This window comes from Aureimonas sp. AU12, from assembly GCF_001463705.1.
Classification (GTDB): Bacteria; Pseudomonadota; Alphaproteobacteria; order Rhizobiales; family Rhizobiaceae; genus Aureimonas.
In genome coordinates this window covers 1-10971 of record NZ_BBWH01000046.1, presented here as the reverse complement: position 1 = coordinate 10971, position 10971 = coordinate 1, and the positions used below count along the sequence as shown (strand labels likewise).

Here is a 10971-nt window from a genome sequence, read left to right as displayed (position 1 = left end):
AATGTTCATGTCCTGACCTCCAGTCAAGTTATAGGTTAGGGTTGGGCCTTGTTTGAGAGGACAGCCATCCCTGCCCCATCCCCATGAAAGTCCGGGTCGTCCCCCGCTCTTTCGACTGTGAGCATATTCAGGCAGCCACACGATGCAATCACCGAAAGGCAACACTACCCGGAATGAGACACGTTGGTCACACTGCTGTTGCACGACCGCCACGATTACGTTTACCGCTCGTTAACCATTCGAGCAATTTGCCTCGGGAAGCCGCATCCAAGCGGCCGACGGGGGTCGCGACAGCCGCCCACTCATCGGAAAAATGCGAGTCGCAGGCTCAGGGGCACGGCGGCCGGCACCCACCGCTCCTCTCTCAGCGCCTTCCCTGGAATCGACGGCGGTCTAGAGGCGGAAGATCGGGGCGCCGATGTCGCGGAAGTCTCGCTCGCGGCAGGTGAGGATGATGATCTGCAGGCCCTCGGCGGCCTTCTGAAGAACCTTGTGCATCCGCTCCAGACGCTTCTCGTCGGTGTTGACGAGGGCATCGTCAAGGATCACCGCCGCCGGATGGCCGCCGCGCTTCAAGACATCGGCCAGCGCCAGACGCGTCACCACCGCCACCTGCTCGCGCGCGCCGGCCGACAGGCGCTTGAAGTCCTCGTCGATGCCGCGCCGGCGAAGCCCGGTGATTTCCAGCGTCGTCTCGTCGAGGGCGATGTCGCTCTCGGGGTGGATCAGCCGGAGATAGGGCGCGACTTGCTGTTTGATCGGGCCCAGCCAGCTTTCGCGGGCCTCGCGCTGCGCCTCCGTGAAGGTCTGGTGCAGAATGCGGGCGGCGTCGGCCTCGATCGCCAGACGGCGGCGACGCCTCTCCCAGCTTTCGATCTCGCCCCCGAGCCGAGCGATCTCCTCGGCGAGCGACGTCGCACCCTGGACCCGCAACTCGCCTTCGAGCGAGGCCGTCTCGTCCTTGAGGGTGGCGAGCGTGCGGCCGATCTCGTCGAAGGCGCGGCGCTTGGCGGAGAGCGTGCGCGCCACCGTCTCGGCATCGGCCCCGTCGAGCGCGCGCCGGCGCTGGGCGGCGACCGCCTCGCGAGCGGCGCGTTCCAGCTCGGCGGCGGCCAGATCCTCGGCCAGCGCCTCGCGGGTGCGCCCGCGATCGGCCTCCGCGAGATCGGCGGCCATGCGCTCGGTGATCGAGGCGCCATGCGCGGCGTCGGCTTCGAGCTTGGCCAGTTGCGCCGCCAGCCCCGCCGCCGCCTTGCGCGCTGCGTCGGCGGCAGCCTCCGCGCCGTCGAGACGAGCGCGCGCCGTTTGTCGGAGCACACCGGTGACCTTCGGGTCCGGCGCCGTGTCCATTTGAGTGCCGGGCGCGCCGAAGCGGTCGAGTTCGGCGCGCAGAGCGTCGAGCTGGCGCACCGAGGCGTCGAGGCCTTCGGGCAGGATGGCGGCGATCTGCGCCTGCGCCGACGCGATCTCGCGGGCGCGCTCGGTGGTCTCGCTCAGCGTTCGGCGCACGTCGGCTGGAGACGCCAGACGGTGGCGGTCGAGGAGCGCGGCCAAAGTCTCCGCCGCCTTGTCGCGCGCCCGGGCGAGGTCTGCGGCATCGCCGCCGGGCTCGACCTGAACACAGCCGAAGCCTTCGAGCGTGAACACCGTACGACTGGTTACGGGGAGTGCGGTTTCTGACGCGACCTCTGCCCCGGCGGCGTCGCGGATGTGCCGCCCCGCCTCCGGCTCGAAGCGGATCGTCGGCGAGGCGATCGACAGACGGATCTCGGCGTCGCGCCGGGCCTGCTCGGCGGCCTCGACAGCACGGGCGTCCTTGTCCGTCAGAGCGGGAGCGGCGGCCGCTGCACGGCGCAGGTCTCGCAGGCGCTCGTCGAGTTCGCGCACCTCGGCGAGGCGCGTCTCCAGCCTGGCGATGTCGGCGGCGATCCGAAGGCGGTCGGCGGTCACCACCGCCGTGTCATGCGCGGCGTCCGCCTCTCGCATCGCCACCCGCGCTTGCCCATGTGCCGCTTCCAGCCGGGCGATCTCGGCGAGGTCTCGCGCCCGCCCCTGCGCCAGCTCGTCGCGCGCTTCCCGCGCGGCAGCGGCCGCCTCGCCAGCTCGGCGGACGCCCTCGATCAGACCCTCGCGCGCCTTCAGCCGCTCGGCCGCCCGGTCGCGCGCCGCGAGCGCATGCTTGAGGTCCCGCCCGGCCTGATCACAGTCGCGCTCGATATCGGCGATGGCGCGCTGGGCCTCCTCCGCCGCGGTGACGGCGGCTGCGGCCTTGCCGACCGCATCCTCACGCTCGTAGCTCCGCAACGTCTCGCGCCGCGTCGCCAGCCGGTCAAGCTTGGCCTCGTAGTCGCGATAGGCGGTCTCGCGGCCGGACAGCGCCTCGCGCAGTTCCGTGAGACGCTCCTCGGCTTCCTTCAGAGGCGAGTTGATGGAGGCGCGGAGGCTGTTGGTGAAGAAGCGGTCCTGCTGCGACTTCGAATAAGCGAGCAGCGCCCGACCGCGCTCGCCGCCGAGAACATGGCTGACCTCGCCTTCGAGCGAAGCGGTGACCGCGTCGCGTCCGGCGCCGACATCGAGACCCTGCGTCGAGCGGCCCTGCTCGACCCAGAGGAGACCGAAGGCGCCGGCGAAATCGCCCTCCTTGGCCTTGCGGGCGCCCGAATGCGAAAAGCGGAAGAGTTCGGCGAGACGGTCTTCGACGGCGTCGCCGGACAGGCGCCCGCCCGCCCATTCGAGTTCGGCCTCGGGCTTGACGAGAAACGCCTTGCGCAGGCGATAGGGCGTGCCGCCGACCTCGAAGCCGACCTCGATCTCGGGCCGGACCTGACGCCCGTAAGGCGCCAGCGCCTTTGCCGCCTCGCCGCCGGCGCGGTGCTTCTGGAAGAAGGCGGCGCGCAGGGCCTGCAGCAGGGTGGACTTGCCGGCCTCGTTGTCGCCCACCACGATGTTGAGGCCGGGCTCGAAGGCGGGGAGCGTGGCGGACGCGGTGCCGGCAAAGTCGCGCAGCGTCAGGGAGGTCAGGTACATGGGCTCAGCCTTCGATCTGGCCGAGGCGGGCATGCTCGACATAGGCCATGCGCAGCGCCAGCGCAGCGGCCTCGCGCTCGGGATCGGCGGGATCGGCGGCCTTGGCGCGCAAGCGTTCGATGGCGGTGCGCACGAAGCCGGCGACGTCGATGCGGTCGAGATCCTCCTCATCCGGCTCGTCCACCAGCCCGGCATCGCGCAGGCGCAGGTCGAAGAGCCGGGCGCGCCAGACTTCGATCCGGCCGTCGAGCGCGGCGCGCTCGCGCAGGCTGAGGCTGCCCGCCAAGGTCAGATCCACCAGCGTGTCGCCGGGGCGCGGCAGGGCGCCCAGCGCCTCATCGAGCACGGCGGCGTCGCCGTGGATGTCGAGCCGGATCGAGCGCCAGTCGAAATGCGCCGTCGGCACGCGCTCGATGCGGGGCACGGCGCCGGGCGCATCGATCTCGACGAGCGCCACGAAACCCGGCTCGTTGGCGGGGTAGCGGTCGGGCTCGGGCGTGCCGGCATAGACAGTCCGGTCGGCGATCTTGAGAAAGCCGTGCCAGTCGCCGAGCGCCAGATAGTCGAGACGCGCCCGCCCAGCGCGGTCGTCGGCGATTGGGTTGCCGCTCTCGGCCTTCTCCGGCAGACGGTTGGCGACCGACCCGTGGGCGAGCCCGATGCGAACGGCGCGCGGATCGGTCTCGGCATGGTCGAACCAGGTGGTGAGATCGGCACCCTCGTGGCGGCGCGTCAGTGGCGCCGGCAGGACGACCGCGGCGCCGCCCGCGAGTTCGATGGGCTCGGGACGATCGGCCACGATGAGCACCGTCTTCGGCTCGAAGCGCGCGAGGCGGGTCCAGACGGAGACGCTGAGGGCCGCGTCGTGATTGCCGGGCAGGAGCACCCAGGGGCCGGGAAACGCGGCCATCGCGTCGAGCGTGCGCTGGATGTCGCGGTCGGAGATGGTGTTGCTGTCGAAGGCGTCGCCCGCAACGAGGACGAAGGCGCAGGCACGATCCCGTGCGATCGCCGCGAGGCGCGCCACCGCGCGAAACCGCTCGCCGTGGAGTTCGCCGCCCTGACGCTCGGCGGCAAAGCCGCCGAAGGGCTTGCCGATCTGCCAGTCGGCCGTGTGCAGAAAGCGGATCATGGCGGTCCCTCGGTGCAGCGGGTCGATCAGCCGCGGCATTCCCGGCGGAGGCTGGGGATCCCGGCGATGGCGTTCAAGCCCCGCGCGGCGCAACCCCTCGTTTATCCAAGCCTTTGTTGAATCGCGAGCGCCGGGAACGGGGGCGGCGAGCCGGCGTTCCCGGTGTCGTGTTTCTAATGGAGTCGCATCATGGCCCGCCGTCCCGTCTGGAAAGGCCAGATCCGCCTTTCGCTGGTGTCGATCCCCGTCGAGATCTTCGCCGCCACGAAGTCCGGCGCTACGATCGCGTTTCACCAGATCCACAAGGAGTCAGGCAAGCGCATCCGCTACGAGAAGGTGGCGCCCGGCATCGGGCCGGTCTCGAAGGAGGACATCGTCAAGGGCTTCGAGATCTCGAAGGGCAACTACGTGCTCCTCACCGACGAGGAGATGGAGGAGGTGAAGCTGGAGACCCGCAGGACGCTGGAGCTCGTCCAGTTCGTCGACCAGTCGGAGATCCCGCCTCTCTATTACGACAAGCCCTATTACGTCGTGCCGCAGGACGAGTTGGCCGAGGATGCGTTCCGCGTGGTGCGCGATGCGCTGCGCCAGTCGAAGAAGAGCGGGCTCGGGCAGCTGACCATGCGCGGCAAGGAGTATCTCGTGGCACTGCGCCCCTGCGGCACCGGCCTGCTGCTCGAGACGCTGCACTACGCCGAGGAGATCCAGAAGGCGGACGATCTCTTCTCCGACATCGAGGAGGGCAAGACCGAGGACGATCTCCTCGACGTCGCCAGCGCGCTCATCGCCAAGAAGTCGAGCCCCTTCAAGGCCGAGACCTACAAGAACCACTACACCGCGGCGCTGAAGGCGCTGATCGAGGAGAAGCGCAAGACCGGCAGCATTTCCGACCCCGACGAGGACGGCGCCGACGAGGCGCCCGCCAAAGGCGGCAAGTCCAACGTCATCGATCTCATGGCCAGCCTGAAGAAGAGCCTCGAGGGCGCCAAGGGCAAGGCCGGCGCGGAAGATGATGACGATGCCGAGGAGGAGGATGCCAAGCCCAAGCCCAAGGCGGCGACAAAGTCTGGCGCCAGAAAACCGGCGGCGAAGAAGGCAGCGCCCAAGCGCCGGAGCGCGTGAGGCCGGCGATGGCGGGCGCAGCCGACGACCTCCTCAAGACCTATCGCGAGAAGCGCGACTTCGCGCGCACGGCAGAACCCTCCGGCGGCGCGGCGAGTACGGAGGGACTGGCCTTCGTGGTGCAGAAGCACGACGCGACGCGCCTGCACTACGACTTCCGGGTGGAGTGGGAGGGCGTCCTCAAGAGCTGGGCGGTGACGCGCGGTCCGAGTCTCGACCCCGCCGACAAGCGGCTGGCGGTGCGCACCGAAGACCATCCGATGGACTATGGCGACTTCGAGGGCACGATCCCTGCGGGCGAGTATGGCGGCGGCACCGTCATGGTCTGGGATCGCGGAACATGGGAGCCGCAGGACGACGCCGCCAAAGGGCTGGCCGCCGGCAATCTCAAGATGATCCTTCACGGCGAGAAGATGCGCGGCCACTGGGCGCTTATCCGCATGAAGCCTCGGGCGAAGGAAAAGCGCGAGAACTGGCTGCTGATCAAGGAGAAGGATGACGAGGCACATCCGGGCGAGGATATCCTCGCTCAAGATCGCAGCGCCAAGAGCGGCCGCGACATGGCCTCGATCGCGGCCGGCGACGAAACCTGGACGCGGCCGACGGGTCGCAAGGCGCCTCCGGTGAAACCCGCTGCGAAGACGGCGAAGCCAGCCGCGAAGACGCGCGGGAAGGCCGACGCGATGCCGGCCTTTCGCCCGCTCCAGCTTGCCGGCCTCGTCGAGGCCGCGCCGGAGGGGACCGAATGGCTGCACGAGGTCAAGTATGACGGCTACCGTGTGCTCATCGCGCTCGGCGGCGGCGAGGTGCGGCTCTTCACGCGCAACGAGCAGGACTGGACCGAGCGCTTCGGCCGGCTGCGGGACGCCGCCTTGGCGCTCGACTGCCGCAGCGCGCTCATCGACGGCGAAGTCGTTGCCGTCGACGGAGAAGGACGAACGGACTTCTCCTCGCTGCAGAAGGCGCTGAAGGAGGACGGCGACCTCTCCTGCTTCTGCTTCGACCTTCTCCATCTCGACGGCGAGGACCTGACCGACCAACCGCTGGACCAGCGCAAGCAGACGCTGAAGACCCTCATCGGCGAGGCCGAGAGCAATCGGCTGCACTATAGCGACCACGTGCGCGGCCACGGCGGCCATGTCTTTGCCGGCATCTGCAAGGCGGGTCAGGAGGGGATCGTCTCGAAGCGGGCCGACGCCCCCTATACGGGCGGGCGCAACGGCGACTGGCTGAAGACCAAATGCACGCGGCGGCAGGAATTCGTCATCGGCGGCTATGCCGTGTCCGACAAGAAAGGCCGCGCCTTCGCTTCGCTCCTCGTCGGCGTGCGCGAGGGCGACGCCTTGCGCTATTGCGGGCGCGTCGGCACCGGCTTCACCGACGAGACGATGACCGACCTCGCCGCACGGCTCCACAAGCTCTCGCAGAAGGCGTCGCCCTTCGCCGCCCTGCCCGGCCCCGTGCGACGCACCGCGCGCTTCGTGACGCCGGAGCTGGTGGCGGAGGTGGACTTCGCCGAGTTCACCGCCGACGGCCAGATCCGCCACGGCTCGTTTCAGGGTCTTCGCGAGGACAAGCCGGCCGAGATGGTGGTGGACGAGACGCCGGCCTCGCCGAAGCGACGCAAGGCAGCAGCCAGGGAAGAGGCGGTCATGACCTCGAAACGCCCGCATGCCGATGATGCGCCCAAGCACGGGGACGGCGAGATCCTCGTTGCCGGCGTGCGCGTCACCCATCCCGACCGCGTCCTGTTCGAGGAGTTGAAGCTGACGAAGGGCGATCTTGCCCGCTACTACGAGATCGCCGCGCCGCGCCTTCTCGCCCATGCCGGCGAGCGGCCGCTGTCGCTGATGCGCTGCCCCGGAGGCCCCAGTGCGCAGTGTTTCTTCCAGAAGCATGCGGGCGAGGGCTTCCCCGAGGCGCTCGGCTCGGTGGAGATCGAGGAGAAGGACGGCTCGACGGCGAGCTATATGAGCCTCACCGATGCCGGCAGCATCGTCGCGGCCGTGCAGATGGGCGGGCTGGAGTTCCACATCTGGGGCACGCGCAACGACGCGCTCGACAAGCCGGACCGCCTCGTCTTCGACCTCGACCCCGACGAGGCCCTCGGGTTCGCCGACGTCCAGTCCGCCGCGCTTCTGGTGCGCGATGCGCTGGAGACGCTGGGCCTTCGCTCGTTTGCCATGGTGACGGGAGGCAAGGGCGTCCATGTCGTCGTGCCGCTCGACCGGCGACGAAACGTCGAGGGCGTCGCCGAGTTCGGCAAGGGTCTGGCGAACCGCGTGGCTTCGAGCGATCCCGACCGGTTCGTGGCGGTCATGTCGAAGGCCAAGCGGAAGGACCGCATCTTCATCGACTGGCTGCGCAACGGCGCGGCGCAGACCGCCGTCGCGCCCTATTCGACCCGCGCCCGCGAAGGCTGCCCGGTCGCCGTGCCGGTGACGTGGGAGGAGCTGTCCGAACTGGACCGCGCCAACGGCTTCACGCCGGATGTGGTGATCGAACGACTGACGAAGGAGGATCCTTGGGCGGATTACGCGTCCGTGCGCCAGTCCGTGACAAAGGCGATGATTGCGGCGGTGAGCGACGAAGCCTAGGCCACCGCATTTCCCGGCGGCGCGAAAGGCTTTATGACGACGGCCGAACTCCTGTCCGTCGAGGTCGCCATGCCCTTCACCGCCCGCACGCTCGGCCTGCCCGCCACCGTCCCCTTCGTCGGCCCGGAGGCGCTGGAGCGGCGGCTCGGCCGGCGCTTCACGGCCCGGCTCGGCGCCAACGAGAGCGTCTTCGGCCCCTCACCCCGCGTGGTCGAGGCCATGGCCGAGGCGGCGCGGGAAAGCTGGGCCTATGGCGACCCCGAACATCACGACCTCAAGGCCGCGCTCGCCCGGCACCATGAACTGACACCCGAAAACATCGTGGTGGGCGAAGGGATCGACGGACTGCTCGGCCTGCTCGCGCAACTGACGATCGACCCCGGCGACACCGTGGTGACCTCGCTCGGCGCCTATCCGACCTTCAACTACCATGTGACCGGCCACGGCGGGGTGCTGGATTTCGTGCCCTATCGGGCCGACCGCGAGGATGCCGAAGCGCTGATCGAGCGGGCGAAGGCGCTGCGGCCGAAGCTCGTCTATTTCGCCAATCCCGACAATCCGACCGGCTCCTGGCACGACACCGCGACGGTCGAGCGGCTGATGGACGAGGTGCCGGAGGGCACCATCCTCGTGCTCGACGAGGCCTATTCGGACTTTGCGCCGGCCGACGCGGTACCGGAGATTGGACGGCTTCGCCCCAACGTGCTGCGCTTTCGCACCTTCTCGAAGGCCTATGGCATGGCGGGCGTGCGCGTCGCCTATGCGGTGGGGACACCGGAGACGATCCGCCAGTTCGACAAGGTGCGCAACCATTTCGGCGTGTCGCGGATGGCGCAGGCCGGGGCGCTGGCGGCGCTGGGCGATCAGGCGTTCCTGCGCGAGACCGTGGCGCGGATCGAACGGGCGCGGAACCGGCTGGGCGACATCGCTCGCTCGGGTGGACTGACGCCCCTGCCCTCGGCGACGAATTTCGTCGCCATCGACTGCGGGCGCGACGAAGCCTATGCGCGGGCCGTGCTCGACGGCGTGCTGGCGGCTGGGGTGTTCATTCGCATGCCCGGCGTCGCGCCGCTGGACCGGATGATCCGCGTGACCGTCGGGGAGGACCAGCATCTCGATCGCTTCGCGGAGGCACTGGACGCCTCGCTGCGCGCGCTTCGCTAAAGCCGAGCCGGCTCGGCTTGACGTATCGGGCTCAGTTCGTCGCGAGCCAGGCGCGGGCAGCGCGAAGGGCGCGGCCGATCTCGGCCTTCGACATGAGTGCGGCGACGTCCGCGCGCTGGAAGGCGGCGTCGTCCATGCCGAACTGGTCGGCGAGGTTGAAGTACATGTGGGCCGAGACGAGATCGGCCGGGGCGTCGCGGCCGGCGGCGTGCCGCAGTCCCATCGCCATCATCGTCTCGCCCATCGGCGCCGCCGTGCCGAGCGCCGTGCCGAAGTCTCCGTCCTGCCAGTCGAAGCGTGCCATGATCCGTCCCCGTTGTTGGCCCGTCCTGCCGGGCCGCTCTCCAAGCAAAGACTGGCAGCGCGACTTGAACGGGTCGCTAAAAGGCGTGGCTAATTTGATTTAAAGAGGCGCGTAACACCTTGATGAGGTTTGCGAGGTGACGCCATAAGCCTTTGTTTTCGCATTAACTTCTACACCGTCTTTACCCCGCATTTGCCCTGTTGGTTGGCGCGCCGTTCACCCTGTCTCGCGACAGCCGATTTCGAACTGGCCGACCCCTCCTGGTCCCTTGAGGAAAGCTGGGCTTTCCGTTTACGTCCAGGGAAGGCCGAGACGCGATCGCGCGAGGGATGCCGCGCCGGTCTCGAGGAGGACGGACGATGCGAACGCGCGGCATGTTGACGGTGGCGGCAGCCTTGATGATGACGGGGCCGACTCTGGCGGATCCGATCGAGGGGACGTGGCGCATGCCGTCGGGCAACGACGCCACCATCGCCCCCTGCGGCAGCGCCTTCTGCCTCACCTACGTCAACGGTCCCAACACGGGTAAGACCTTCGGCCGTATGAGCACGCCGGGCGACGGCAGTTACGAGGGCACGGTCACCGACTACACGCGCGGCGGCAAGGAGTTCACCGGCAAGGGCAAGCTCGCCGGCGACACGCTCTCCGTCTCTGGCTGCATCCTCGGCGGCTTGATCTGCCGGTCGCAGGCGCTGAAGCGTCTGTGACGCGCGGCGCCTGCAACGCGTCGCACGAAGGCGCGAGCCGGTTCGGCAGGACTTGACCGGGAGACGCGTTCGTCCGATCCACGGCCTCGTTTCCGTCGATCCGAAGGCGTTCCCCATGCTGCGACCCGCGACCCTCTGCCTGGCTGCCGCCCTCGTGTCGCCGGCCGCCGCGCTCGCCGCCGAGCCGATCGTCGGGACCTGGCGTCTGGCGAACGGAGAGACCGTCACGTACGCCCCCTGCGGCGACGGGTTCTGCTCGGTGGTGGACAGCGGGCGCTACAAGGGCAAGTCGGTGGGTCGGCTGACGGGCTCGAACGGGCAGTACGTCGGCACCGTCATCGATCCCTCCAGCGACAAGAGCTACGAGGGACGAGCGGAAGCGACGAAAACGAAGCTCGACCTGACGGGATGCGTGGCGAAGGTGTTTTGCCGCACGCAGACCTGGACCCGCTGAGAGCGCAACCGTCGCGAACCCTGTCGAAGCCCCCGCGCTCGCTGTGCGACACGGGCAGCGGAAGGCGTGCGCCTGTCGATCGGTTCCTGAACTCCCGACTGCAATCGCCTGATACCGGTGGGCCTTCGCGGCTCTCGTGACAGAATTCTGACATCGCGGCGACGAACTGCAAGCAACACTTTTAATAAGTCGTACTTTTTAATTGCCACCCGTGTCGATTGACCGTTCAGCAAGCAAGAAGAACTTCGCCTGCTCAGCAACAATGTGATATTGACGCAACATCTTTGAGCGGGTTGCGCGAAACCGCCTTATTTGGCGCCTGCCCCCATGTTTCATGTCAACGCTGCGTGATAGTTGGAATGCCGAGGGCTTACGCGACGATGTCGAAGCTTTCGCCAACAATAACGAAGAAGCCTAGTATTAAAGGCTTACTGTCATCGTTGACTGGAGATAAGATGAATATC

8 protein-coding genes are annotated in these 10971 nt (G+C 68.4%); 5 read left to right on the top strand and 3 right to left on the bottom strand.

What is annotated here, in order from left to right:
* Window positions 1–393: 393 nt before the first annotated feature.
* Window positions 394–3027, bottom strand: coding sequence for an ATP-binding protein (locus tag AUL33_RS21750; protein WP_192843220.1), 2634 nt, complete (start codon window positions 3025–3027; stop codon window positions 394–396).
* 4 nt (window positions 3028–3031) lie between these two features.
* Window positions 3032–4159: a DNA repair exonuclease gene (locus tag AUL33_RS18620; protein WP_062211885.1), complete on the bottom strand. Its 1128-nt coding sequence runs from the start codon at window positions 4157–4159 to the stop codon at window positions 3032–3034.
* 189 nt (window positions 4160–4348) lie between these two features.
* Between AUL33_RS18620 and AUL33_RS18615 the strand changes: the two genes are divergently transcribed.
* The 3 genes from AUL33_RS18615 to AUL33_RS18605 are packed head-to-tail and all read left to right on the top strand — an operon-like array spanning window position 4349 to window position 9042.
* Window positions 4349–5281 carry a Ku protein gene (locus tag AUL33_RS18615; protein WP_062211875.1) on the top strand — a complete coding sequence of 311 codons (933 nt, stop codon included), beginning with the start codon at window positions 4349–4351 and terminating at the stop codon, window positions 5279–5281.
* A gap of 8 nt (window positions 5282–5289) precedes the next feature.
* On the top strand, window positions 5290–7878 hold the full coding sequence (gene ligD / locus AUL33_RS18610; RefSeq protein WP_062211872.1) for a DNA ligase D: 2589 nt from the start codon (window positions 5290–5292) through the stop codon (window positions 7876–7878).
* A 33-nt stretch (window positions 7879–7911) separates the two neighbouring features.
* Window positions 7912–9042 carry a pyridoxal phosphate-dependent aminotransferase gene (locus tag AUL33_RS18605; protein ID WP_374754448.1) on the top strand — a complete coding sequence of 377 codons (1131 nt, stop codon included), beginning with the start codon at window positions 7912–7914 and terminating at the stop codon, window positions 9040–9042.
* 31 nt (window positions 9043–9073) lie between these two features.
* Here AUL33_RS18605 and AUL33_RS18600 read toward each other — a convergent pair whose 3' ends face one another.
* Complete coding sequence (locus AUL33_RS18600; RefSeq protein WP_062211868.1) at window positions 9074–9346, bottom strand: hypothetical protein; 273 nt, start codon at window positions 9344–9346, stop codon at window positions 9074–9076.
* 359 nt (window positions 9347–9705) lie between these two features.
* Here AUL33_RS18600 and AUL33_RS18595 point away from each other — a divergent pair, with 359 nt between their 5' ends.
* Together AUL33_RS18595 and AUL33_RS18590 are read left to right on the top strand one after the other, a co-directional pair.
* Entirely contained in the window at window positions 9706–10053 is a 348-nt protein-coding gene (locus AUL33_RS18595; protein ID WP_062211865.1) for a DUF2147 domain-containing protein, read from the top strand.
* A gap of 115 nt (window positions 10054–10168) precedes the next feature.
* Window positions 10169–10507, top strand: a complete 339-nt coding sequence (locus AUL33_RS18590; RefSeq protein WP_062211878.1) for a DUF2147 domain-containing protein — start codon at window positions 10169–10171, stop codon at window positions 10505–10507.
* The last annotated feature ends 464 nt before the right edge of the window (window positions 10508–10971 follow it).

Coding starts and splice junctions, on each gene's coding strand:
- AUL33_RS18615 (WP_062211875.1), top strand. CDS start 4,349: ATGGCCCGCCGTCCCGTCTGGAAAGGCCAGATCCGCCTTTCGCTGGTG.
- AUL33_RS18605 (WP_374754448.1), top strand. CDS start 7,912: ATGACGACGGCCGAACTCCTGTCCGTCGAGGTCGCCATGCCCTTCACC.
- AUL33_RS21750 (WP_192843220.1), bottom strand. CDS start 3,027: ATGTACCTGACCTCCCTGACGCTGCGCGACTTTGCCGGCACCGCGTCC.
- AUL33_RS18600 (WP_062211868.1), bottom strand. CDS start 9,346: ATGGCACGCTTCGACTGGCAGGACGGAGACTTCGGCACGGCGCTCGGC.
- AUL33_RS18620 (WP_062211885.1), bottom strand. CDS start 4,159: ATGATCCGCTTTCTGCACACGGCCGACTGGCAGATCGGCAAGCCCTTC.
- AUL33_RS18590 (WP_062211878.1), top strand. CDS start 10,169: ATGCTGCGACCCGCGACCCTCTGCCTGGCTGCCGCCCTCGTGTCGCCG.
- AUL33_RS18595 (WP_062211865.1), top strand. CDS start 9,706: ATGCGAACGCGCGGCATGTTGACGGTGGCGGCAGCCTTGATGATGACG.
- ligD (WP_062211872.1), top strand. CDS start 5,290: ATGGCGGGCGCAGCCGACGACCTCCTCAAGACCTATCGCGAGAAGCGC.